This is a genomic window from Chryseobacterium sp. GW821-FHT04C04 (genome assembly GCF_059420365.1).
In genome coordinates this window covers 51,233-74,638 of the sequence record NZ_JBWKTO010000006.1, presented here as the reverse complement: position 1 = coordinate 74,638, position 23,406 = coordinate 51,233, and the positions used below count along the sequence as shown (strand labels likewise).

The 23,406-nt window shown below is 36.9% G+C and carries 24 protein-coding genes; 7 read left to right on the top strand and 17 right to left on the bottom strand.

Going from position 1 to position 23,406, the window contains the following annotated elements; genetic code table 11:
* Positions 1–25: 25 nt before the first annotated feature.
* From hppD to AC07UM_RS19825, 5 genes are all read right to left on the bottom strand, one after another.
* Complete coding sequence (hppD, locus tag AC07UM_RS19845) at positions 26–1,156, bottom strand: 4-hydroxyphenylpyruvate dioxygenase (protein ID WP_494684327.1); 1,131 nt, start codon at positions 1,154–1,156, stop codon at positions 26–28.
* 238 nt (positions 1,157–1,394) lie between these two features.
* On the bottom strand, positions 1,395–2,186 hold the full coding sequence (locus tag AC07UM_RS19840; RefSeq protein ID WP_494684326.1) for a hypothetical protein: 792 nt from the start codon (positions 2,184–2,186) through the stop codon (positions 1,395–1,397).
* A 139-nt stretch (positions 2,187–2,325) separates the two neighbouring features.
* On the bottom strand, positions 2,326–3,600 hold the full coding sequence (locus AC07UM_RS19835) for an acetyl-CoA hydrolase/transferase family protein (RefSeq protein WP_494684325.1): 1,275 nt from the start codon (positions 3,598–3,600) through the stop codon (positions 2,326–2,328).
* A 211-nt stretch (positions 3,601–3,811) separates the two neighbouring features.
* A complete protein-coding gene (scpC, locus tag AC07UM_RS19830; RefSeq protein WP_494684324.1) occupies positions 3,812–5,323 on the bottom strand; it encodes a succinyl-CoA:acetate CoA-transferase ScpC in 1,512 nt (503 codons plus the stop codon).
* A gap of 160 nt (positions 5,324–5,483) precedes the next feature.
* Entirely contained in the window at positions 5,484–6,635 is a 1,152-nt protein-coding gene (locus tag AC07UM_RS19825) for a homogentisate 1,2-dioxygenase (protein WP_077414097.1), read from the bottom strand.
* A 123-nt stretch (positions 6,636–6,758) separates the two neighbouring features.
* Between AC07UM_RS19825 and AC07UM_RS19820 the strand changes: the two genes are divergently transcribed.
* Together AC07UM_RS19820 and AC07UM_RS19815 are read left to right on the top strand one after the other, a co-directional pair.
* The gene (locus AC07UM_RS19820) at positions 6,759–8,825 is read left to right on the top strand and encodes a TonB-dependent receptor plug domain-containing protein (RefSeq protein WP_494684323.1); all 2,067 of its coding nucleotides are present in this window, start codon (positions 6,759–6,761) and stop codon (positions 8,823–8,825) included.
* The gene (locus AC07UM_RS19815; protein WP_494684322.1) at positions 8,822–9,286 is read left to right on the top strand and encodes a thioredoxin fold domain-containing protein; all 465 of its coding nucleotides are present in this window, start codon (positions 8,822–8,824) and stop codon (positions 9,284–9,286) included. Before AC07UM_RS19820 ends, AC07UM_RS19815 begins: the two co-directional genes overlap by 4 nt.
* Positions 9,287–9,562: 276 nt before the next feature.
* On the opposite strand, the gene AC07UM_RS19810 is transcribed toward AC07UM_RS19815, so the two are convergent.
* A complete protein-coding gene (locus AC07UM_RS19810; RefSeq protein WP_494684321.1) occupies positions 9,563–10,033 on the bottom strand; it encodes a cupin domain-containing protein in 471 nt (156 codons plus the stop codon).
* 3 nt (positions 10,034–10,036) lie between these two features.
* Positions 10,037–11,026, bottom strand: coding sequence for an NADP-dependent oxidoreductase (locus tag AC07UM_RS19805; protein WP_494684320.1), 990 nt, complete (start codon positions 11,024–11,026; stop codon positions 10,037–10,039).
* A gap of 91 nt (positions 11,027–11,117) precedes the next feature.
* On the opposite strand from AC07UM_RS19805, the gene AC07UM_RS19800 reads away from it, so the two are divergent.
* Entirely contained in the window at positions 11,118–11,495 is a 378-nt protein-coding gene (locus tag AC07UM_RS19800; protein WP_494684319.1) for a winged helix-turn-helix transcriptional regulator, read from the top strand.
* A gap of 320 nt (positions 11,496–11,815) precedes the next feature.
* Here AC07UM_RS19800 and AC07UM_RS19795 read toward each other — a convergent pair whose 3' ends face one another.
* The 4 genes from AC07UM_RS19795 to AC07UM_RS19780 form a co-directional block, all read right to left on the bottom strand.
* Positions 11,816–12,670 (bottom strand): glycine betaine ABC transporter substrate-binding protein, encoded by an 855-nt coding sequence (locus AC07UM_RS19795; RefSeq protein ID WP_494684318.1) that lies wholly within the window; start codon positions 12,668–12,670, stop codon positions 11,816–11,818.
* 1 nt (position 12,671) lies between these two features.
* Entirely contained in the window at positions 12,672–13,499 is an 828-nt protein-coding gene (locus AC07UM_RS19790) for an ABC transporter permease (RefSeq protein ID WP_076356605.1), read from the bottom strand.
* 1 nt (position 13,500) lies between these two features.
* The gene (locus AC07UM_RS19785) at positions 13,501–14,751 is read right to left on the bottom strand and encodes a quaternary amine ABC transporter ATP-binding protein (protein WP_494684317.1); all 1,251 of its coding nucleotides are present in this window, start codon (positions 14,749–14,751) and stop codon (positions 13,501–13,503) included.
* Positions 14,752–15,290: 539 nt separating this feature from the next.
* The gene (locus AC07UM_RS19780; RefSeq protein WP_494684316.1) at positions 15,291–15,656 is read right to left on the bottom strand and encodes a DUF1304 domain-containing protein; all 366 of its coding nucleotides are present in this window, start codon (positions 15,654–15,656) and stop codon (positions 15,291–15,293) included.
* 64 nt (positions 15,657–15,720) lie between these two features.
* On the opposite strand from AC07UM_RS19780, the gene AC07UM_RS19775 reads away from it, so the two are divergent.
* From AC07UM_RS19775 to AC07UM_RS19765, 3 genes are all read left to right on the top strand, one after another.
* A complete protein-coding gene (locus AC07UM_RS19775) occupies positions 15,721–16,293 on the top strand; it encodes a Crp/Fnr family transcriptional regulator (RefSeq protein ID WP_494684315.1) in 573 nt (190 codons plus the stop codon).
* Positions 16,294–16,356: 63 nt separating this feature from the next.
* Complete coding sequence (locus tag AC07UM_RS19770; protein WP_494684314.1) at positions 16,357–16,788, top strand: DoxX family protein; 432 nt, start codon at positions 16,357–16,359, stop codon at positions 16,786–16,788.
* Positions 16,789–16,795: 7 nt separating this feature from the next.
* Entirely contained in the window at positions 16,796–17,239 is a 444-nt protein-coding gene (locus AC07UM_RS19765; RefSeq protein ID WP_103234818.1) for a carboxymuconolactone decarboxylase family protein, read from the top strand.
* 220 nt (positions 17,240–17,459) lie between these two features.
* Here AC07UM_RS19765 and AC07UM_RS19760 read toward each other — a convergent pair whose 3' ends face one another.
* The 6 genes from AC07UM_RS19760 to AC07UM_RS19735 form a co-directional block, all read right to left on the bottom strand.
* Complete coding sequence (locus AC07UM_RS19760; RefSeq protein ID WP_494684313.1) at positions 17,460–18,428, bottom strand: cyclase family protein; 969 nt, start codon at positions 18,426–18,428, stop codon at positions 17,460–17,462.
* Positions 18,429–18,605: 177 nt separating this feature from the next.
* On the bottom strand, positions 18,606–19,589 hold the full coding sequence (locus AC07UM_RS19755; protein WP_494684312.1) for an aldo/keto reductase: 984 nt from the start codon (positions 19,587–19,589) through the stop codon (positions 18,606–18,608).
* Between the two features lie 159 nt (positions 19,590–19,748).
* Positions 19,749–20,423, bottom strand: a complete 675-nt coding sequence (locus AC07UM_RS19750; RefSeq protein WP_494684311.1) for a type 1 glutamine amidotransferase domain-containing protein — start codon at positions 20,421–20,423, stop codon at positions 19,749–19,751.
* Between the two features lie 79 nt (positions 20,424–20,502).
* A complete protein-coding gene (locus AC07UM_RS19745) occupies positions 20,503–20,790 on the bottom strand; it encodes a putative quinol monooxygenase (protein ID WP_494684310.1) in 288 nt (95 codons plus the stop codon).
* Between the two features lie 174 nt (positions 20,791–20,964).
* On the bottom strand, positions 20,965–21,678 hold the full coding sequence (locus AC07UM_RS19740) for an NAD-dependent epimerase/dehydratase family protein (RefSeq protein ID WP_494684309.1): 714 nt from the start codon (positions 21,676–21,678) through the stop codon (positions 20,965–20,967).
* Entirely contained in the window at positions 21,675–22,292 is a 618-nt protein-coding gene (locus AC07UM_RS19735) for an NAD(P)H-dependent oxidoreductase (RefSeq protein WP_124530666.1), read from the bottom strand. The genes AC07UM_RS19740 and AC07UM_RS19735 overlap by 4 nt, the downstream gene beginning before the upstream one ends.
* 191 nt (positions 22,293–22,483) lie before the next feature.
* Between AC07UM_RS19735 and AC07UM_RS19730 the strand changes: the two genes are divergently transcribed.
* Entirely contained in the window at positions 22,484–23,233 is a 750-nt protein-coding gene (locus AC07UM_RS19730) for a metallophosphoesterase family protein (RefSeq protein WP_494684308.1), read from the top strand.
* Positions 23,234–23,406 lie beyond the last annotated feature (173 nt).

Sequence of the window (23,406 nt, the reverse complement as noted above, 5' to 3'; positions counted from 1 at the left end):
CAAAACTTATATTTTTAACGTAAAATTAAAGATTACCTCTTCTTTCTTGCTCTCTCTCCAATGCTTCGAATAAAGCTTTGAAATTTCCGGCACCAAAACTCTGTGCACCGTGTCTTTCAATAATCTCGAAGAATAGAGTAGGGCGGTCTTCTACAGGTTTAGTAAAGATCTGTAGTAAATACCCTTCTTCATCATGATCAATAAGTATACCTAAATTCTGAAGTTTTTTAAGATCTTCATCAATATGGCCTACTCTTTCAGGAACCATATCGTAATAAGCTTCTGGTGGAGCAGAAAGGAACTCTACACCACGTTTTTTCAGCTCAGTTACCGTGTGAATAATGTCTTTTGTAGCCACAGCGATGTGCTGTACTCCTTCCCCTTCATAGAAATCAAGATATTCTTCTACCTGAGATTTCTTTTTACCTTCTGCAGGCTCATTGATAGGGAACTTTGCAAATCCGTTTCCATTTGACATTACTTTAGACATCAATGCAGAATATTCTGTATTGATCTGCTTGTCATCAAAAGAAAGAATATTTACAAATCCCATTACTTTTTCATACCATTCAACGGTTGGGACCATTCTGTTCCAGTCAACATTTCCTACACAGTGGTCTACGTATAATAAACCTGCTTCTTCAGGCTTATAATCACTTTCCCACTTTTCATATCCAGGCATAAAAGCTCCGTTATAATTTTTTCTTTCAATAAACATGTGAATGGTTTCTCCATACGTATAGATTCCCGACATTCTTACCTCACCATGCTCATCAGTTAACGTTACAGGCTCTAAATAAGGTTTTCCACCTCTTTTAGTTGTTTCTTCGAAAGCTGCATAAGCGTCATCTACCCAAAGTGCCAAAATTTTTACTCCGTCACCATGTTTTTTTACGTGCTCACTAATAGGAGAGTCAGACTTCAATCCGGTCGTTAATACCAATCTGATTTTTCCCTGTTGAAGCACATAAGATGCACGGTCTCTTACTCCTGTTTCAGGACCGGCATAAGCTACAGACTGAAAACCGAAAGCGGTTTTGTAATAATGGGCAGCCTGTTTTGCATTTCCTACATAAAACTCAATGTAATCTGTACCGTTAATCGGTAAGAAATTTTCTGCTTGAGCAATTTTCTCGGCAAATGTAAGTGTTGACATATTTTCTCTTTTACTTTTATTTTATTGGTATGCAAATTACAAAATTCTTAGATATGGCGAAAATATTCCCTTGTATTCATTGAATATATTTAACATAACGTTAAAGAAGAGTTTACTTAAGTATATTTAAGTTTCTTACGTTTAAAATCGTCTTCCTACATTTGTAATACAAAATACAAGTGAGAAAAAATGTTTCGAAACATGAAAGCCGTAGAGATTCTCTACGGCTTTTTATTTTTTAGACTGTTTCAATTTTCCTGTTGAGCATACCGGCATCGGGATTATAGTTATCCCATATCTTCCAGGTGTTGTTTATTTTTCGGATGAAATAAATCTGTGTACTCAGCTGATTAACAAAATGTTCTTCTCCTGTTTCTCCTACTTTGAACAGAAGATTCCAGAATTCCTGAGACTCAAGTATTTTTTTATCCGGCTCATCAGTGACCACCTGAATGTCAAAAACTTCATAATTGGATCTGTTATTTTTGGTGACCAGATGGAAATCTTTATCACACAATTCTTTGCTGAACTGCGAAACCCTTTCCAAAAATGGAGAGTCATCAAAAACCAGGTCTTTAAAAAGTTTTGTATTATGATTGGGAAACTGTTTACAGAACTCAAAAGCTGTTGCACAGTAGTCATAAACCATCTGTGTAAGATAGGACTGATCATCAGTTTCTTCATCGTTCTGTTTCTTGTATCTTATAGAAAGGATATAATCATTAAGATCCTTGTACCCTAAGAAAATACAGATCTTATCCAGGGTTTTTAAAAACCTGAGATCATTATGTGTTTTGTCCTGGTAATCGTTTTCAAAAAATCGCTGAAGGGTGACATGGGAAATGGTATTTCCAATTTCAAATTTTTTCCCTCCTTTTAGTTCCTCAGCCTCAGAGAGTTCATCTTTAATAATTTCGGAAAGAATAATATAATGGCTTCTTTTCCATTCATTCACATTCCCCAAAACAGAATTCCTTACCTTAGAATGCTTTACAACTTCTTCTCGTATCGAATTATATATAGTTTTCAATTTCCTTGTTTTTGAAAGAGTTTTATCAAAAATACTGCCAAAATATTAGTGCTTTTTTATGATTTTACGGATGCCGGTTCAAAATATGTTTTACCGTTTCAGACGTAAAAGTAACTTAAAAATTCTTATGTTTTGGTTATCAATGTTTAAATCTTTCAAAGGCGGCTTTCTCCAGCATTTCTCTATCGTCTGGATGGGCAATGCTAATGAGCTCTTGTGCCCTCTGTCGGAGATTCTTTCCGTAGAGATAAGCCGTTCCGTATTCGGTAACAACATAATGAATATGACCTCTGGTTGTTACTACGCCTGCTCCCTGTTTAAGGAAAGGAACAATTCTTGAAATTCCTTTTTTCGTTCTTGCGGTAATGGCTATGATAGGTTTTCCGTCATCACTTAAAGCGGCGCCGCGCATAAAGTCCATTTGTCCTCCGATTCCGCTGTACTGCATCGTTCCGATAGAATCAGCACAAACCTGTCCGGTAAGGTCTATTTCAATGGCCGAATTGATGGCTACCATTTTTTTGTTTCTCATGATATTGATCGGGAAATTGACCTCACTTACATCCCTAAAGGCAAATACAGTGTTGTCATCCACATAATCATAGAGTTTTCTGGTTCCAAAACAGAAACTCGTAATGGTTTTATTATCGTTGTACCCTTTGTATTTATTGTTGATCACATCATCCTGAATCAGGTCAATAACTCCGTCACTCAGCATTTCGGTATGAATTCCCAGGTCTTTGTGATTGGTAAGACATTTCAAAACCGCATCAGGAATAGTTCCGATCCCCATCTGAAGGGTAGACCTGTCTTCAATAAGTTCAGCCACATTTTTTCCTACAAGCATTTCTTCAGCGCCTACTTTTGAACCATAATCTACTGTTGGAAGCTCTTCCTCATGCCAAACCAGTTTATGGATTCTGCTGATGTGGATCATACCATCTCCGTGTGTTCTGGGCATTCTGGGATTCACAATGGCAACAATAATCTTTGCAGTATCCACGGCTGCTCTAGCGATATCTACAGAAGTTCCTAATGTACAGAAGCCATGTCTGTCAGGAGGGGAAACCGTAATAATTGCGACATCCAGAGGCAGAATGTTCTTTCTGAATAAAATAGGAATTTCACTGAGAAAGACTGGTACAAAGTCTCCGCGGTCAGAATTCACAGCATCACGCACAGGTGTGGAAACAAATAAAGAGTTGATAAAAAAACTGTCTTTGTATTCCGGTTTTGCAATTTCCACATTGCCCTGCTGAGTAATGGAAACCATTTCCACATTTTGCAAACGATTAGACTGTCTTGCCAGCTCATCAATCAGGTAATTGGGAGTACATGCACTGCCGTGAAAAAAGACACGGTTTCCACTTTTTATGGTATATATTGCTTCTTCTGCGCTGATGTAATTATTCATATTTTGTTCTTTTTAAGGGTGTTCAGAGTATTTATATTGTTCATACAATACCTCTTCTTTCAAAGATAATATTTATAATCACACCGATTCCAAATATCTTAACTAGAATAGAAAGACTTTTGTCATGTGGAGCAGATTGGGATAAATCTAAAAATAAAGGACTAAATACTTTGCATTCAGTCCTTTTATTTTATACTATTTGATGAAATTCTTAATTAGAAATTTCAGCGATTGTTTTCTGTTTCATGCTTCCTGTTTCGGAGAATCTCAGATGCCAGCTGAATGCTTCCTGTAGCAAATGAGGGGTGTGACCTCCTTTTTCGCAAGCTCTGTCAAAGTAAGATTGTAATTCTTCCTTATAATCGGGGTGAACACAATTATCAATAATTTTCTGTGCTCTTTCTCTTGGTGCTAATCCTCTTAAGTCAGCCAATCCAATATCTGTCACAAGAATGTCTACATCATGTTCTGTATGATCGGTATGAGAGACCATTGGAAGGACATGGGAGATATTGTTACCTTTTGAAACTGCCTGAGTTACAAAAATACTTAAATAAGCATTTCTTGCGAAGTCTCCGGAACCTCCAATTCCGTTCATGATTTTTGTACCTCCGATATGGGTAGAGTTTACGTTTCCATAGATATCAAATTCAATAGCAGTGTTGATCGCTATTACTCCTAATCTTCTGATCAGTCCCGGAGTATTGGAAATATTCTGAGGTCTTAAAACGAACTTGTCTTTATATTTTGAAAGATTTCCCAGGACTCTCTCATAGCATTCCTTGGAAACAGTAATGGATGATGCAGAAGCAAAGCTTAGTTTACCGGAATCTATCAGATCAAATGTACTGTCCTGAAGGACTTCTGAAAACATCGTCAGGTCATAAAAGTTACTGTCCTTGAATCCTGTAAGCACTGCATTCGCCACTTTACCAATACCAGCCTGAAGCGGCAGCAGTCGATCTGTAAGACGTCCTAAAAGCACTTCGTTTTCAAAGAAACCAAGAAGATGTTTGGCAATAGCGGTTGTTTTTTCGTCCGGTTCTGCAATGTCTGCAGGACTGTCCTTAAGGTTGGTAAAAACAATGGCTTCAATTTTATCGGGATCAACAGGAATACTTTTTCTTCCGATTTTGTTCCATGGTGCTACAATAGGAATAACATTTCTGTAAGGATAATCTTCTGCCTGGTAAATATCGTGGATTCCGTAGACTTCTTCAGGAACTTCCGTATTGATCTCGATAATCACTTTTTTAGCCAAAGCTGCAAATGTCACTGAGTTTCCCACAGAAGTGGTAGGAACAATGCTTCCGTCTCTTTCAATATAAGCCGCTTCGATAATTGCTACGTCAATGCTTTGAAGATTTTTAGTGTGAAGAAGTTCGGCACTTTCGCTTAGATGCTGGTCGATAAAGAGAATTTCTCCGCTGTTGATCTTATTTCTTAGGATAGGATCTACCTGAAAGGGCATTCTTTTCTTTAAAACATTAGCTTCGGCCAGTTTTCCGTCGGTACCATGGCCGAGTGAAGCTCCGGTCATTAAAGTGACTTTAAGGTCTTCTGTTTTTCCTCTTTCAGCGAGTGCCGGCAAAATAGCCTTGCTGTCACCTGCTTTTGTAAAGCCGCTGGACCCTATGGTCATACCATCTTTAATGATTTTTACAGCATTTTCTGCCGTGGTTACTTTTTGGCGTAAACTTTCTAATCTGATTCTTTCTAACATGTAATATTGATTTTGTTTTAAACCACCATTACTTAGGATACGTTATGAAAAATAATGATGGTCAAATATGTTAACCATACCTCACAAATTTACGAAAAAAGACGCTTTAAATAAAGGATTTAAAGCGTCTTTTGTATGTATTCACCAATACTTTTTTGTTTTATTCCAGCCATGAAGTTTTATAAGAAGGATCTTCCACTTTTAAAGCTTCTTCCGTAATTTTTAATGGACGGAATGGATCTACCATTACCGCATATTCTTCTGTGAATTTTTTACCGATACTTCTTTCCATCGCACCCGGGTGAGGTCCGTGTACAATTCCGCCTGGGTGAAGGGTGAAGTCCATCAGATCAATGTGATTACGGCTCATGAAATCACCTTCTGTATAGAATAATACCTCATCAGAATCAATATTAGAGTGATTATAAGGTGCCGGAATAGCCTGTGGATGATAGTCATACATTCTTGCGCAGAATGAACAAACTACGAAATTGTGTCCTTCAAAATTCTGGTGCACCGGTGGCGGTTGGTGAATTCTTCCTGTAATAGGTTCGAAGTTTTTAATATTGAATTTATAAGGATAAAAATATCCGTCCCAGCCTACTACATCAAATGGATGAGTAGCATAGATGAAATCTGTAATCTGGTTTTCTTTTTTTACTTTGATTAAGAATTCTCCTTTTTCGTCAATAGGCTCTTTAAAAGCAGGTGCAATCATATCTCTTTCGCAGAATGGAGAATGCTCCAAAAGCTGTCCGAATTCATTTCTGTATCTTTTTGGTGTATAAATAGGCGAGTGGCTTTCCAATACAAAAAATACAGTATCATCGGACTTCAGCTCTACCTGGTAGATTGTTCCTCTTGGAATAATAAGATAATCTCCGGTTACAAATTCAAGATCTCCTACAAATGTTTTTAAAATTCCTGTTCCCTGGTGAACATATAAAAGCTCATCACATTCCGCATTTTTGTAGAAATAATCCATTGATTTTCTTGGTTTTGCCAATCCCATTTTCAGATCATTGTTCATCAAAAGGATTTTTCGGCTGTCCATGAAATCATCTTCAGGAGTAACATTCATCCCTTTGAACATTCTTGGGGCAATGTTTTTTTCCACAGCTATTTTGGGAGTGACATCTTTCGGCTCACCGATAGATTTAATCTGTGTAGGGCGGTGGATATGATATAACAGAGAAGAAATACCATGGAAGCCTTCTGTGCCGAAGAGCTGTTCATAGTAAAATTTATCTTCTGGAGACTTAAAGATCGTATGTCTTTTTGGTGGGATATTTCCCGCTAGATGATATCTCATTTTACTTTCATATGTAGTTTCTCAAATTTAATCATTTTTCATGAATTGGCTCAATCAATATTTTCTCCATAAAGTTTTGTAATTAAAAAATAATTGTTAGATTTGTCTAACAATTTTAATTTCATGAAGCGAATATTATTTTCTATTACTTTTTTATCAACCTATTGTTTTGCCCAGGAGACAGACAGCTTAAGTTTACAACATAATAAAAACATAGATTCTGCAAAAGTTACCAAAAGAGAAATCAAGACGAGTAATATAGAGGATGTAGTGGTTACGGGAACCATAAAACCGATGAGCAGATCAAAAAGCCCGGTAGCGGTTGAAATCTACAGTCAGAAATTTTTTCAGAAAAACCCGACACCAAGTATTTTTGAGGCTATTGCAATGGTAAATGGAGTAAAGCCTCAGCTGAATTGTTCTGTGTGCAATACAGGAGATATTCATATCAACGGATTGGAAGGACCGTACACCATGATCCTGATTGATGGAATGCCAATTGTAAGTTCTCTTTCCACAGTATATGGACTGAGCGGAATTCCGAATAGCCTGGTGGATAGAATAGAAGTGGTAAAAGGTCCTGCATCTTCTATTTACGGTTCTGAAGCAATGGGAGGTGTGATCAATATTATCACCAAAAATGCACTGACGGCTCCCAAGCTGAGTGTTGATCTGATGACAACCGGTTGGTTTGAAAATAATGTGGATCTTTCAACCAAATTCAATGTAGGAAAAAATGCTGCTTCATTATTAAGTTTAAATTATTTCAGTTTTAAAGAAAAAATAGATCAGAATAAAGATAATTTTACGGATGCTACTTTGCAGAGTAGAATTTCCATCTTCAACAAATGGAATTTTAAAAGAAAAGAAAACCGACAGGCGAGTTTCGCTTTGAGGTATCTGTATGAAGATCGTTTTGGGGGAGAAATGCAATGGAACAAATCTTTTCGCGGTAGTGATCAGGTCTACGGAGAAAGTATTTATACGAACAGGGCAGAGGTTTTCGGATTGTATGAATGGCCTATGAAAGAACATATCGTAACCCAATTTTCTTACAATTACCATGACCAGAATTCGTTTTACGGAACCAATTCTTTCAATGCCACACAAAAAGTAGCTTTTGTCCAGACCTATTGGGACAGAAGGTTCGGAAAACACGATATCACGGCCGGACTTACTTTTAAAAGAACATTTTATGATGATAACACACCGGGAACTTTAGCGCCGGACGGGATCACGAATGCACCGATGAAATCTCCGATCTGGGGATCTTTTATCCAGGATCAATGGGAAATCAATGAAAAACACACTTTGTTGCTAGGATACAGATATGATTATGATAAAGTACATCATTCTATTCATTCTCCGAGATTCGCATGGAAGTTTTCCCCAAACCCATATCACACCCTGCGTTTCAATTTCGGAACAGGATTCCGAGTTGTCAATTTATTTACAGAAGATCATGCAGCATTAACAGGCTCCCGGGAAGTGGTTATAAAATCAGACCTGAAACCGGAAAGATCGGTCAATGGAAACCTGAATTATATCTGGAAGATTCCTGTAGGAAACCGAATGGTAAACCTTGATGCTTCTGCATTTTATACCTATTTCAGTAATAAAATTGTAGGTGATTTTGATTCTGATCCTACTAAAATTATTTATGATAACCTGCATGGATATGGAATTTCGAGAGGAGCTTCATTGAATGTGGATTTTAGTTTTCAATTTCCCCTGAGTGTTAATCTGGGAGTGACTTATCTGGATGTCTATCAGAAATTTGATAATGAAAATCAGAAAACACAGCAACTGCATGCTCCAAAGTGGAGTGGAACTTATAACCTGACCTATAAATTTCCGAATAACCTGACGGTAGATTTTACCGGACAGTTTTACGGACCGATGCGACTTCCTGTTTTAGTGAACGACTACCGTCCTGAATATTCACCATTCTATTCTTTGGCCAATATTCAGGTGTCCAAGAGTTTCAAATCAGGACTTGAGGTGTATTGCGGAGTGAAGAATTTATTCAATTTTACTCCTAAAGATCCTTTGATGAGACCGTTTGACCCATTTAATAAACATGTTGATGACCCTATCAACAATCCCAATCATTATACATTTGATACCGCATACGGCTATGCACCTATGCAGCGTATCAGAGGATTTCTGGGGGTAAAATATACCTTATGATGAAAAAAATAGCTTTATTTTTAATGTTAGTGCCCTGTTTTTATCTGTCTCAGATGAAGACAGGCACTTTTTCTGATCTGGATGTTTTGCAAAAAGAAAATCCGAGGCCGGTTGTCATCCATCTTTATACCGATTGGTGTGCTGTGTGTAAAATTGAATCTTTTCGCTTGAGTAAAGATAAAGAGCTGGTGAATATATTAAATGATCATTTTTATTTTGTCAATTTCGAGGCAGAGAAAACGAAGGAGAAAATCCATTTCCAGAATCAGGAGTTTGAATATCTGCAGAATGGAAATTCCGGAATTCATGAATTGGCGCTGGCCTTATCAAAGAATAAAAATCAGCCGGTGTATCCGTTATGGGTATTCCTTGATAAGCATCAGAATTTGGTCTATTATCAGGAAGGGCAGATGACGCCTGAAAAAATGAAGCAGAAACTGTTGGAAATTTTGGCTTTGTAATTGAATGTTATTTATATATTATTTCCCACAGATTACACAGATTGCGCAGATGTTTATGTAAAATCTGCGTGAGTTTTTTTAATGTTTCTGGGTTTTGTTGGAAAATGCGAAGGCGCAAAGCTTTTCTTTTTTTAACTGTTTTTAAGTCGCAAGGATTTTATCTGCGATAAAATTGTACATTCCTAATAATTTATACATCATTTCTTGCGTCTTAAAAATAACATATAATTTATTCTTCTTTGCGCCGTTGCGTTTTCCAACAAAATAAATTTTAATTTAAATCTCTGCATCGATCAACACCGCCAGCTGAATACATGGTTCATCAGAGCGGTTACTCCACGCATGATTAGTCCCTCTTTGAATGACAATATCTCCAGGTTTCAGAAGGGTTTCTCCTTCTTCCATGATGAGGTAGAGTTCACCGGAAAGGATGATGATATAATCCAGTGTCGGAGTCTGATGCATCATTGGGTGAGGCTCATTCTCCTTCCATTTAACCCCTAAGTCTTTATCAGGAGGAATAACTACATACCGAAAATAGGTGCCATTTTTAGGAGTCTGTGGAAATCCTGTATTGGGAATCCTGGTCTCAATATCTAAGCTTGCCGGCATTGTCTGCGTATTCCAAACATCTGAGATGATAAGTCCCGGAAAATGTTCCACTGCATTTTCTACCTGCTGGTCTTCTATAATGATAGATTTTCCATCCTTACTTCCTGTTACGATTCGTCTTGGTATTTTGTTCATAGATTAATGTTTCATGATGAGTTTATGACCTTGGGTCTGATTGTTTTTTAAAATAGAATGTGCCTGCAGAATGGTTTCGAGAGAAAGATTTCCTATTATCTTATGCTGAGGTGGTGTAATAATTTCGGTTTCGATGAGTTTTTTTATTTCAAGTAAACTGTTTTTGTAATACTCATATTTTTTGACCATTCCATAAGTATAATTGGAGATATTCATAATCAGAGTTCCTTTGTTGAAAAGGGTTTCATGGGCATCTTTAGTGACCAAGGCTGTCACATCCACATATGTTCCGTTGATCTTTAAAACTTCTGCAGTCACTTCCGACATGTAGTTTCCAACCAGATCAATCCCAAACTCGAAAGGTTGATTATTATTGGCTTTTAAAATGTTTTCAATAATGTTTTCTTCTCTGTAATTGATGATTTGATGATCTTTTAGCCCCATATTGAGAAGAACCTGTCTGTTTTCTTCACTGCCAACAGTTGCTGTGATCTGCCGGATATGATGAGCGAGTAAGAGTTTAATCAAAAATGAACCAACTCCTCCGGTTGCACCCGTTACAAGAATAGTATTTTCCGGATTTAGTTTCAAACGGTTAAAGATCTGTAAAGAAGTAAGTCCTACCGAAGGAATGGAAGCCGCCTGTTCAAACGAAATATTCTTTGGTTTAAAAGAAACAATAGATTCAGGGACAGAAATATATTCAGCATAAGTACCATTGCTTCCCATAGAACCGCTGCCACAATAGACTTCGTCACCGATATTAAATTGTGTAGCTTCGGGACCTTTGTCAACTATAATTCCCGATGATTCTCTTCCCAATATCGGGGAACTGATCAGTTTTCTTTCGAGCTCGTTTTCAAGCATCTGGTAATCGATAGGATTGAAACCGCTTGCTTTGATTTGGATTAAAACTTCATTGCCTTTGGGCTGGGGCTGTTCGGCAAAACCGTCTTCCAGTTTTCCGTTTTTATTTATAATAACTGCTTTCATACGTTTAATTTGATATACAAATGTAAAGAGGGAATAGTTTATATTTGCTACTAGTTAACTAATGGTAACTAGTTACCTTGATGAAACTATTATGGCAAAAATCATAGAAAACGGCATCGAAAGAGAAGCAAACTGCACGGAAGAATTGTTTGCAATGCGTGACAGTCTGGATGTATTGGGAGGAAAATGGAAACTGATGATTTTACGGTATCTGACGAACAGACCGGATCAGATGATTCATTTTAAAAAACTGGAACGCAGTATTGAGGGGATTTCCGCTAAAATGCTGAGCAAAGAATTAAAAGAACTGGAAACCAATCTCCTGGTAACAAGAACGATTCAGGATACGAAACCTATTACAGTAACCTACGCAGTGACAGAGTATGGGAAATCCGTATTTCCGGTGACAGAAACGCTGGTTAACTGGGGCATACTTCATAGAGAAAAGATCAAAGAATCAATGGGATAGTTATGAGATATTGGAAAACGCAAAGACGCAAGAATTTTCCTTTAAATATGTCTTAAGGCGCAAGGATTTTATCTTTGATAAAATTTAATTCTGTTGAATTTAACTGAAACAAACTTGCTGAAAATCTTTGATTTTCTTGCGCCTTAAAGCAGTATGTTATTAAATTTCTTTGCGCCTTTGCGATTACTAATAAATATTGTTTCATAGAGAAAAGATCAAATAATCGATGAATTCTTCTGAATCATAGATGTATCAATAAAAAAATCCTCAAACTCATGGAGAGTTGAGGATTTTAAGTAATACCAAATTGTATCGTTATATTAATTTTTATCTAGCCATAATTTGACCAGTTCAGAATGGTTTTCTACCCATTCCTTAGCGGTGGCTTCTTTATTTTTACTCTGTTCCATCTGGATTAAAAGATCAGACATCGTTTCATCATCAAAATGGAGTTTAGAAAAGAATTTGGCTAACTCCGGATAATCTTTACCAAAGCTTTTTCTGGCATATGTTTTAATCTGTTCTGCTTCACCAAAGATCTTTTTGGGATCGTCAAGAAACTTAAGCTTCATTTTGCCAAACATCCAGTGGGGCTGCCATCCAGTTACCACAATCCATTGTTTACGTTGTATGGCATTCTGTAATTCAGTGATCATGGCAATGGTAGAAGAGTTGATCTGTTTATAATCCAATTTATAATCAATAATGGCTTTATCCGTTCCGGTTGTTAATCCGGCTCCTTTCTCAATTCCAATGATTCTATGATCGAATTGCTCCTGATGTTGATTAAGTTCTTCAATGGAATGAACCGGAACGTATTCCGGAACGACCAATCCTATACGGCCGTTGTTGTAATTGGTTCCAAGATGAACTAATCCTGGAAATTTAGCTAGTTTTTTAGCGTGCGTGTAAGGAAGCCAGACTCCCATGAAAAGGTCTGTATCTTCATTATTCATCGAAGCCAGAATCATATCCGTAGAGGCTTTTTGAATAATAACATGATACCCTTGCTGGTCCAAAATGGCTTTAGCAACATGAGTCATCGCCACATCTTCCGCCCAGCCATCTACCATTCCTATGGTGATATATTTAGAGTTTTTTATATTTTCACACGAATGTAAGGCAGCAAATACCACTATTAAAAAGGGAAAAAATAGATATTTTAATTGTTTCATCTTATTGTTTTTTCTTTACAAATCCCTGGGTAATCCGGTCAAGGATAATGGCTAAAATCACAACGGATAAACCACTTTCAAATCCTAATCCGATATCCAGATTATTAATTCCTTCCAATACTTTTTCACCTAAACCACCTGCAGCAATCATCCCCGCAATAACAACCATGGATAAGGATAATAGTATGGTTTGATTGATCCCTGTTAAAATCGTTTTCATGGCTAAAGGAAGTTCTACTTTAAAAAGAATCTGACGGTTGGTAGCTCCAAAAGCTCTGGCTGCTTCTACGATATCTTTCGGAACGGCTTCAATTCCCAACGTCGTTAATCGTACCGCAGGCGGCATTGCAAAAATGATCGTTGCAAAAGCTCCGGGTACTTTACCAATACTGAAAAATAGGACAGCGGGAATCAGATAGACAAATGCAGGCATTGTCTGCATTAAGTCCAGTAAAGGGCGGATAATTTTTGCGGCTATTTTACTTTTGGCAGCCCAAATTCCCAGAGGGATAGAAATAATAAGGGCCGTAATGGTTGCTACAAAAATAAGGGCCAGGGTTTCCATGGTTTCTTTCCATAATCCCATTAAAAATATTAAACTCAACCCGGCTGCCGTGACAACAGCGATGCCTTTTCCGGCTTTCCATAATGCCAGCAACGTAAAAAAGAGAATGATAACATAAAAGGGAGTGTGTACCAAAACCCATTCAATTCCCATAATAGAAGAGTTTCCCACATGTTTTATGACATCAAATACAGGTTTTCCATTTTCTGTGAGCCAATTGATTGCAGTTTCTACATATTGACCTATATCTATAGTTTTATTCATCTTATTGATTGTTTGCGATTTCTTTTAATTCAATGATCTCTTCTTCGTTAAACTTAGTCGCTTCTATGATGAGAGATAATTGGGTGATAAGACCTAAAAATTTATTGTTTTCGTCTACCACGGCGATGGCCGATTTATTTCCTGAAATTAACGGTAACATTTCTTCTACAGTAACTTCCGGATAGACTGAAGGAACGTTGCTGTTGATAATTGATTCTACTGTAGGTTCTTTCTTTTTTGCAATTCGAACGACATCATTAAGGGTCACAAATCCCAGAAATTTATTTTGAAAATCTACGACAGGTAAGTTTTCCAATCCTGTTGCTCTCATTTTTCTTAAAGCTCCTTCAGGGCCGTCTTTTCTGAAACGTACCACCGTAGCTTTGTCGAACATCAAAGATCTGGCGGTGATAATTGTTTTACGATCCACTTTCTCTACAAATGCTTTTACATAGTCGCTTGCAGGATTAGTCAAAATGTCTTCGGCTGTTCCTATTTGTTCGATGACACCATCTTTCATAATGACGATACGGTCACCAATTTTAATGGCCTCATCCAGGTCATGGGTAATGAAGACAATGGTTTTTTGCAAGGTATTTTGCAGCTCAAGCATTTGATCCTGCATTTCAGATTTTATCAAAGGATCCAGTGCGGAGAAAGCTTCATCCATCAGTAATACTTCCGGATCGTTGGCCAAAGCTCTTGCCAGTCCTACTCTCTGCTGCATTCCTCCTGAAAGTTGGGAAGGATACTGATTTTCGAAACCATTCAATCCAACAATGTCCAGTGCTTTCTGTGCTTTTTCATCACGGGAAGTTTTGTCTTCTCCTCTGATTTCGAGTCCGAAACCGGCGTTGTCTAAAATAGTATGATGAGGCAGCAATCCAAATTTTTGAAACACCATACTCATTTCTGTTCTTCTTACTTCCAGAAGTTCTTTATTGTTTTTACTGGTAATATCATCGTCATTGATGTATACTTTTCCTGAAGTGGGCTCATTCAGTCTGTTGAGACAGCGCAGTAAAGTAGATTTTCCACTTCCTGACAATCCCATGATGACAAAGAATTCACCTTCATAGATTTCAAAGCTTGCTTTGTTGATTCCTATGGTGCAGCCTGTTTTTTCAAGAATTTCCTTTTTGGAAAAACCTTTGTCTAAAAGTTCCTGTGCTTTCTCTTTGTTTTTACCAAAAATAATAGTCAGATCTTCAACTTTAAGTTTTACTTTTCTACTGTTTTCATTTTTTTCCATATTCAGATTTTTTTAATTAATGGTATAAAAAATTGTACACCAATTCATTATACCCCATTTTACGTTGTTGTTCTGGTGATGACGATAGCATAAAATAATCTACTAAGCTTCTTATCATGATAGAAGCTTTTTACAAAAAAATAAAGCCACAAAGCATCTAAGCCTTATGTTTATTTTAAATATTTCAATAGATTATACTCTAGAAAAAGAGTGTATCATGTAAAAAGAACTTAATCTTTTACATCGATTCTACAATTAAATTACTGATGAAGTAATTACGGATATGTGTACTGAACAACTTGAATTTCTGCACTTCATCACAATGCAGGTCCATATAAAAAAACTGTGTATCAATCTTTTATGACGATGCAAATTTACGAATTTTATATTAAATGGATTTTTTGAGACGTAAGAAGCTGGTTTTAAGTCTGATGCCGGGAGGAGATATTCATAGCAATTTCTCCCTTATCATAAAAGATAATAAGGTATTGATCATGTAAATATTTTTAAGAAGATCTTTAAAAATAGGGACAATGAAATTACTTCAATAAAACGGCAATAATGGCCAAGATAGCGGGCAAAGCCTGAACGAAAAATATTTTTCTAGTCGCTGAAATAGCTCCATAGATTCCTGCTACGGCTACACATCCTAAAAAGAAGAGTGCTACATTCGTCTGCCATTGCGGATCTTTAATCAGAAATGACCAGATCAATCCTGCAGCCAGAAAACCATTGTAAAGGCCCTGGTTGGCGGCTAATCCTTTGGTAGGTTTAAACATTTCCGCAGGAAGAGCAGCTTTAAAAACTTCTTTTCCTTTGGTTTCCCATGCAAACATTTCCATCCAAAGAATATAAATATGTTCCAGTGCAACGACTGCGATCAGAATTTTAGCAATGATTTCCATGATTCAATATTTTCTCATTGTAAAACTAAAAAAATAAAGTTAAGTTTGATTACTAAATTTTACAATGGAAACTTTCAAAGCACATTTAGATAAATTTATTACGGTTAATGACGAGGAATTTGCTTCCATCATTTCTTTTTTTCAAGTTTTAAAAGTTAAAAAGAAAGAAAACCTGATGCTTGAGGGTGATGTTTGTAAGTTGAAGTATTTTGTTTTGGAAGGATGTCTGAGAAAGTTTTTTGTCAATGAAAAAGGAGTAGAACAAACCACGGAGTTTGCTATAGAAAACTGGTGGATGTCAGACACTTTTGCTTTTGAAAAACAGATGAAATCAAATTTCAATATTCAGTCTGTAGAAAATTCCAAAATTTTAACCATAGATTTTCAATCTCAGGAACTTTTATTGGAAAAGCATCCCGTTATGGAACGTTATTTCAGAATGGTATACCAAACAGCTTATGCTGCTGCGGAAAAAAGAATCCGTTATATTTATGAGATGACGAAGGAAGAATATTATGTGCATTTCAGTACGTTGTATCCTTGGTTTATCCAAAGAATTCCGCAATACTTAATTGCTTCCTTTTTAGGTTTTACTCCGGAATATCTGAGTGAAATCAGGGCAAAATTACGTTCTTAAACCAGTTTAAGATTTTTACGGATCAGAAACCGGAAATTTGTCATGTTATTAAAAGCCAATACAATGACAGAAACAAAAAATCAATTTCCACAGTTATTTTTAAGACTTGCTCTTGGTATAACCATGCTTTCTGCAGTGGCAGACCGGTTCGGGTTATGGAGCAAAGAAAACTCATCATGGGGAAACATGGCCAGTTTTGAAGAATATACAAGACAGCTGACGTTTTTTCTGCCGGAAGCTTTGAGTACATTTTCAGCATATGCTGCTACCTTTTTAGAAATCCTTTTTCCTCTGATGCTGATTGTAGGATTTAAAACTAAAATGGCGGCTTACGGAAGCAGTATGCTGCTGTTGATTTTCGCCATATCCATGACCATTGCATCAGGACCAAAAGCTCCACTGAACTATTCTGTTTGGGTGGCAAGTGCTGCGGCTCTTTTATTGGCAGTTCAACACCAATATTCTCTAAGTATAGATCAATTAACCCAAAAATAATAATATAATGAGCGCAAGATTAAATATTGCAACAGTAGACTCAGCAGCGTATAAAGCGATGCTTGGATTGGAAGGATACCTACAAACAATTTCATTGACACACATTCAGAAGGAACTGATTAAGATCAGAGCTTCACAGATCAATAAATGTGCTTTTTGTCTTGATATGCATACAAAAGATGCTATCAAATATGGTGAAACTCCTCAGCGAATTTTTATTCTGAACGGATGGACAGAAGCAAAAGAATTTTTTACAGAAGAAGAGCAGGTTCTTTTGGCGATGACAGAGGAAATTACATTGATAAGCGACAAAGGATTAACTGAAGAGACGTATCAAAAAGCAAAGTCGTTTTTTGATGATAATCAGATTGCACAGATTATTATGGCTATCGTAACGATCAATGCATGGAACAGAATTGCAGTGAGTACTCATCTTCCGGTTGGAAAATAAGGAAGACTGCATTATCTACGGATATTTACTTTATTTAACAAAATGGCCTTTCAGTTTTGAAAGGCCATTTTAATGCAAGAAGCAAAGGGACAATGTAACACTGTTTTAAGTATTAATTCTAAAATAAATCTTAAAGGTTAGTTTTATTTTTTCAAAACCGAATTACTTTGTCTCTCTGTTCTTTATAGTATGTTATAGGTTTTAAACAAGGCCTCTATTTTTAGTAAATAGCGACAGGATTCACATTCACCTGAGTAGATCCTACATACAGAGGCTGTCCCAGTACGAATAAGAATTCCCAAACTTTTTGCTTTACCAGAGGACGGCTGTCAATCAGCTCCAGATTATAGATTCCTTTTTTAGCGAGCATAAATTGATTGATTGGAAATTCTTCTTTGGTTTTCGGATTGGGATACACTTCAGAGGCCCAGGTGTCTCCACCAAAGGCAACGATTCCCTGATCGGCAAGCCATTTTGCAGCTTCCATTCCTATTCCCGGTTCTGTTTCCAGAAACTGTTTGTTGTCTTTACCGATCAATTCCAGCCATCCCGTATTGAAAAGAATGACATCTCCTTTTCTTAGCGTAAGTCCTTGTTTCTTTAAAACAGATTTGATGTCTTCTACAGTAAATTCTGTTCCTCCGGGTACAATTGATTTTCCATAATGAGCAGTCATATCAATGACTACACCGCGGGTAACGAATGGCGGTACCTTTTCAACACCCAGCTTTTTCACGCCTTCTACGGTTACAAAATCTGTTGCTTTATTTCCGTTGTAATAAGTGTTATCAATACCGATGTGTCCGATACCGTTAAGCTGTGTTCCCACTCCGGTCCATCCATTGACCAGTTCATCATTGAAGGTGAATTTATTTGAACCTATGCTTTTTCCTCCCTGTTCTCCAGGCTGAATATTGTATAGATTGAAGCTTCTGTGTCTGAAAGCCGGCAGGTTTTTATCAATAGGAACAGCAAGTGCTAACGTTTTACCTTGTTTTACCAGTCCTAAAGCCTGTTTTACAACTTCCGGAGTCAATAGATTGGCTGCTCCGATTTCGTCCTGTGCTCCGTAAGCAGAAGGATACCATGATTGATCTTCCGGATTGACAAGCGTTTGAGCCTTTAATGTAATGCTGTTTAGGGTCAATAAGGTTACCAATCCGAACATTTTGATCAGATTCTTTTTCATTTTCTATAATGTATGAGATTTAGGGGAAGAAGGCTGGAAGAGGGGAGAGGGAAGTTTATGAAGTCTGATACAAGCAAGGTTCTGTTTCAATCAAATCTTTGTTGAATCAGATAAATATTATTAGCCAAAAGGCTGATAGTACTTCCATCCTCCTCCTTCCATCTTCCAGCGTTTATATTAAATTTCGCTTAAAGCTGAATTGATGAAGTTCAATTCTTCCTGTGAAAGGTCAATAGACATTGCTTTTGCGTTTTCGATGGCTTGTTGTGCATTTCTTGCTCCTGCCAATACGACTGTAATTGCCGGCTGTAGAGTAGTCCATCTTAAAACCAGCTGAGAAAGGCTTGCTCCTTTTTCCTGTGCAATAGGTTCAATTTTTTCTAAGAAAGTTTTTACCTTATTCAAATCAAACTGTGAGAAATATCCGTTTCTGTGATCGTTATCTTTTAATTGAGTTTCCTTGAAATATTTACCGGTCAAAAGACCTCTTTCCATTGGGCTGTACACGATAATTCCTGAATTGTTTTCCAAAGAATAAGGAACAAGGTCGTTTTCAATGGCTCTATTCAGCATACTGTAAGAAACCTGGTTGCTGGCAAGTTTTAAAGTTCTGTTGGCCTCTTCCATCTGGGCTACACTGTAATTACTTACCCCTGCGGTACGGATTTTTCCTTGCTGGATCAATAACTCCATTGCTTCCATTGTTTCGCAGATAGGAGTTGTACTGTCTGGCCAGTGAAGCTGTAAAAGGTCAATATAATCTGTTCCTAATCTTTTTAAACTTTCTTCAACTTCTTTGATGATGTTTTCCTTAGAAGCTACTTTATATACGGGAATCGTTTTTCCTTCGTCTTCAGCATCAAAGAAAAATTCTCCTTTTCCGTTGTTGCTTCCGTCCCATACCAACCCAAATTTTGTTAAAAGCTGAATTTTTGAACGGTCTTTTCCTTTAATGGCTTCCCCGATCATTTCCTCACTCAATCCGAAACCATAGAAAGGTGCTGTGTCGATAGAAGTTACTCCATGATCTAATGATGCGTGAATAGAGCTGATAGAGTCCTGTTTTTCATTACCTCCCCACATATTTCCTCCGATAGCAAAAGCTCCGTGTGTGATTGTTGATAATTCTAAATCTGTATTTCCTAATTTTCTAAATTCCATTTTGTTTTAAAATTGATTGTTTTTATTTACCACCCCGTCAAAAATTATTTGAATTTTCGCCACCCCTCCAAAGGAGGGGAATTCTCGCAGTTTCAATGACGCTTTTAAGAACTTAAGTGTCTGAAAACTGTTTTGACTTTTGTGGTTAAAAATTGACTGTTATTTCTTTAATTCTTTTAAAATCGCTTCTCCAACGCTCTTTGCAGACTGTGGATTCTGACCTGTGATCACTCTCTGATCTGCAACAACATGATTCTGCCAAAGCCCCGATTTTTCAAATTTTGCCCCTCTTTCTTTCAGTTTTTCTTCCAATAAGAAAGGAACAACATTTGTCAATTTTACTTCAGATTCCTCTTCATTGGTAAAAGCATTGATTTTCTTTCCATCTACAAGATATTTCCCGTTATTCAGTTTGATATTCACCAAGCCTGCCGGACCATGACATACCCCTGCTACAATACCTCCGTTTTCATAAATTTTTGAAGCGATGTCTGCCAGTTCCTTATTATCTGCAAAATCCCACATAGCTCCGTGACCTCCAGCATAAAAGATGGTAGAATACTCTTTTGGATTCACCTGTGCGGGTGTCATAGAATGATCAATCTTGTTCTTATATTCTTTGTTTTCCCAGAACTCCTTGTTTACAGGATCTTTCAAGTCAAATCCATCTACCGGAGGAGTTCCGCCTTTTGGGCTTACAAAGTCAATGTCATATCCTGCTTGGTGAAGAACTTCCCATGGATGAGAAACTTCACCCAAATAATATCCTGTGTCTTCACCAGTGCTCCCTTTTTTATCATGGCTGGTTACGACAAATAAAATTTTCTTTTTCATATTTTTTGATTTTTTGGTTTGTGCCTGTACGAATCCTATCGTGAAGATAGTCAACATTAAAAACGCTAATTTTTTCATATTAAATGATATTGGTGGTATAAATCTGTGGTTTTTCCTGAAGCTTTTCATCCACCAAAGCTCCGAATGCCTGGATGTAGGGCTGCTGATTGTGCTGAGCCAATCCTTCCTCGCTTTTCCAGATTTCGTAGAAAACAAATTGGTTTTTGTCTTCAATTCCCTGATGAAGGTTGTAAAGCTCACACGCTTCTTCCTTTCTTGTTTCTTTTACCATGTTCTGAAGAACTTCCAATACTTCTGACTGGTATTCTTCTTTGGTTTTTATAATGGCTGTAAGGTGAATTTTCATAATTAAATAAAATTTTCAATTGGGTTATAGATAGGTTTCCAATCCAGTTCTGCTCTGGCTTTATCTGAGCTGCATCTGCTATTGGATGCAAAGCCGAAATAGCCGCCTGCAGGTCCGAAATTGTCAACCGCATCCTGTATACTTAAAGATTGGGCCGGTTTCAGATTATATTTTTTACTGATAGTTTCTGCAATGTTTTTTTAAAGAGGAAGAACCGTTTTCCGCATAATAGAGGGAACCGCCTTTTGCTTTTTCCAGAGCCAGTACATACAGGTCTGCCAGGTCTTCAATATGTAAGTTGGACCAGATATTTTCACCTTCTCCAAAATAGACGCCATGTCCTTTTTCCTTAGAAAAATTGATGAGAGCCGGGATCTGGATACTGTCTTTTTTTATTCCCAGACCTTCTCCGTAAACCATTGTAGGGACAATAACGATACTTCTTATATCTTTCTTTGCCGATTGCAGGACGTAATTGTTGATCAGTACCCTGGATGCCATTTCCAATCTTGGCTGCAAAGGAAAATCTTCTCTGAAGATAAAGTCACTTTTTTTACCATTCTCCTTTCCTCCAAAAATTGCTGAACCTGAAGTGAATATAAAAGTTTTACGACTTCCTTCCAATGCTTTGATAAAGTTATCTACAGCATAGGCATCATCTGCAGAATCAGCATTATGAATGACAGCATCAACATCCGCAACACCTGTTTTTATAAGATCTTCATCATGGATATTCCCCACAATAGTTTTGATTCCTAATGACTCCAGCTCTTCTACATGAGTTTCATTACGAACCAGTCCTGTTACTTCATAATTCCTGTCAAGGAGTTTTTTTGCAATAGTTCCGCCAATATAGCCGGTAATACCTGTGATCAGTACTTTTTTCATGATACCAATTCTGGTTTCAATTCTTTTTCAAATACATTTCTTACGTGGTCTCTATAAAGCTTCATATCACGCTCTATATTTGCATTTTTCTCTACATCATGGAAGTGGAAGCTTTCCATTTTTTCTAAAGAAACAAAAGCATTCATTCTATGGAATCCAAATAACGGTCCATCGTCTACACTTTTTTCACTGAAGAATTCTCCAGGTAAAGTGAAGGCTGTTGCAGGAGCATTCCAGCTTGTGGTCAGCATATATTTTCTGCCGCCAAGCATTCCTCCTGTTCCATAGTTGATTTCCGGATTCTCGGCATTTCTTCCGTCGCTCATATAAATTCCTTTGGCATGACCTGCTGTAAAAACTTCATCGATATATTTTTTCAATCCATTCGGAAGCTGGAACCACCAGATCGGAGTATGGTAAATGATATAATCTGCCCAGACAAACTTCTGTACTTCTTCATTCTTATCATAGTTTTCGCTTACATTGGTTATCTTTACTTCTACATTATCAAATTCTTTAAGAACGGCTAATGTATTTTCTGCAATCGTTTGATTATATTTTCCGCCGGAATGTCCAAAATTCTGTCCTCCGTTGATGATTAATACTTTTTTCATTTTTTTATGATTGTTTAAATTTTACTCTGCAAAGTTAGGATGGATCTTTGTATAATAAAAATAATATAAATTATACGTAACTATCATAATAATGATAATTTAAATTTTGCCAATCATGTGAAATGTCATACTGCTTTTTGATCTTGTTGTCAGGGCTCTCTTGTAAATTTGTTGTGACAAATAGAGTGAATATGATACAGATTGCAGTTTTTAGTGATGTGCATGGAAACCTTCCTGCGCTGGATTCGGTGTTGAAGGATATAGAGAAAAGAGGGATTCGTCAGACATTCTGTCTGGGGGATCTGGTAGATTTTGCTCCCTGGGGAAATGAAGTGATTGAAAAGATAAAAAGCTTAAATATCCCTTGTTTGATGGGAAATCATGATGAAAGAATTGCTTTTGATATTCCTGTTATTCCTTTATCTAAACATTCGGAAGAAGAAACAGAAGCCCGATTCATTGCTATTGATCACTCCAAAAAACATATTACAGAAGAAAACAAAAGGTTTTTATCAGCACTTCCTTTTCATTTAAAGTTAAACTATAAGATAGGGAACAGGCACTGGAATATCCAGCTTGTACATTCCAGCCTTAGCAGCAATGATACTTATCTGTATGAATCTGAAAATGATGAGGTTTTTTCCGATATGCTGAAAGAATCTCAATCTGATGTCATTGTGATGGGGCATACTCATTTATCATTTATAAAACATTTTGAAAATAATGGATGGGCTGTGAATTCCGGTTCTGTAGGCAGGTCCAAAGAAGATAACCGTTTAGCTTCTTATCTTATTTTAACTTTAGATGAGGAAAATATTACCCCGGAAATTGTACAGATAGCATATCCACTCGAACAAACTTTGCTAGGGATTGAGAACAGTGGGATTCCTAATTATTATGCTCATTTTTTAAGCAATAAAAAGATATCAATAAAACAATAAATAGAATATTTGCTTCCTTTTTTAGGACCGTGTTTTTCCGCTTGTTTGTTTTTATATCCATATTCAACAAATTTTAATTCGAAATTGTCTTTTCATACTGCATTGAAAACACACCAGTTAAACTCTGGTGTGAGTTTTAAATAATTGATTCATAGTATTTTGTAATTATTCGT

Coding starts and splice junctions, on each gene's coding strand:
- AC07UM_RS19755 (WP_494684312.1), bottom strand. CDS start 19,589: ATGGAATTTAGAAAATTAGGAAATACAGATTTAGAATTATCAACAATC.
- AC07UM_RS19835 (WP_494684325.1), bottom strand. CDS start 3,600: ATGAATAATTACATCAGCGCAGAAGAAGCAATATATACCATAAAAAGT.
- AC07UM_RS19735 (WP_124530666.1), bottom strand. CDS start 22,292: ATGAAAAAAGTATTAATCATCAACGGAGGACAGAATTTTGGACATTCC.
- scpC (WP_494684324.1), bottom strand. CDS start 5,323: ATGTTAGAAAGAATCAGATTAGAAAGTTTACGCCAAAAAGTAACCACG.
- AC07UM_RS19800 (WP_494684319.1), top strand. CDS start 11,118: ATGGCAAAAATCATAGAAAACGGCATCGAAAGAGAAGCAAACTGCACG.
- AC07UM_RS19740 (WP_494684309.1), bottom strand. CDS start 21,678: ATGAAAAAAGTACTGATCACAGGTATTACCGGCTATATTGGCGGAACT.
- AC07UM_RS19730 (WP_494684308.1), top strand. CDS start 22,484: ATGATACAGATTGCAGTTTTTAGTGATGTGCATGGAAACCTTCCTGCG.
- AC07UM_RS19805 (WP_494684320.1), bottom strand. CDS start 11,026: ATGAAAGCAGTTATTATAAATAAAAACGGAAAACTGGAAGACGGTTTT.
- AC07UM_RS19775 (WP_494684315.1), top strand. CDS start 15,721: ATGGAAACTTTCAAAGCACATTTAGATAAATTTATTACGGTTAATGAC.
- AC07UM_RS19825 (WP_077414097.1), bottom strand. CDS start 6,635: ATGAGATATCATCTAGCGGGAAATATCCCACCAAAAAGACATACGATC.
- AC07UM_RS19745 (WP_494684310.1), bottom strand. CDS start 20,790: ATGAAAATTCACCTTACAGCCATTATAAAAACCAAAGAAGAATACCAG.
- AC07UM_RS19750 (WP_494684311.1), bottom strand. CDS start 20,423: ATGAAAAAGAAAATTTTATTTGTCGTAACCAGCCATGATAAAAAAGGG.
- AC07UM_RS19820 (WP_494684323.1), top strand. CDS start 6,759: ATGAAGCGAATATTATTTTCTATTACTTTTTTATCAACCTATTGTTTT.
- AC07UM_RS19785 (WP_494684317.1), bottom strand. CDS start 14,751: ATGGAAAAAAATGAAAACAGTAGAAAAGTAAAACTTAAAGTTGAAGAT.
- AC07UM_RS19790 (WP_076356605.1), bottom strand. CDS start 13,499: ATGAATAAAACTATAGATATAGGTCAATATGTAGAAACTGCAATCAAT.
- AC07UM_RS19770 (WP_494684314.1), top strand. CDS start 16,357: ATGACAGAAACAAAAAATCAATTTCCACAGTTATTTTTAAGACTTGCT.
- AC07UM_RS19815 (WP_494684322.1), top strand. CDS start 8,822: ATGATGAAAAAAATAGCTTTATTTTTAATGTTAGTGCCCTGTTTTTAT.
- hppD (WP_494684327.1), bottom strand. CDS start 1,156: ATGTCAACACTTACATTTGCCGAGAAAATTGCTCAAGCAGAAAATTTC.
- AC07UM_RS19765 (WP_103234818.1), top strand. CDS start 16,796: ATGAGCGCAAGATTAAATATTGCAACAGTAGACTCAGCAGCGTATAAA.
- AC07UM_RS19760 (WP_494684313.1), bottom strand. CDS start 18,428: ATGAAAAAGAATCTGATCAAAATGTTCGGATTGGTAACCTTATTGACC.
- AC07UM_RS19810 (WP_494684321.1), bottom strand. CDS start 10,033: ATGAACAAAATACCAAGACGAATCGTAACAGGAAGTAAGGATGGAAAA.
- AC07UM_RS19780 (WP_494684316.1), bottom strand. CDS start 15,656: ATGGAAATCATTGCTAAAATTCTGATCGCAGTCGTTGCACTGGAACAT.
- AC07UM_RS19795 (WP_494684318.1), bottom strand. CDS start 12,670: ATGAAACAATTAAAATATCTATTTTTTCCCTTTTTAATAGTGGTATTT.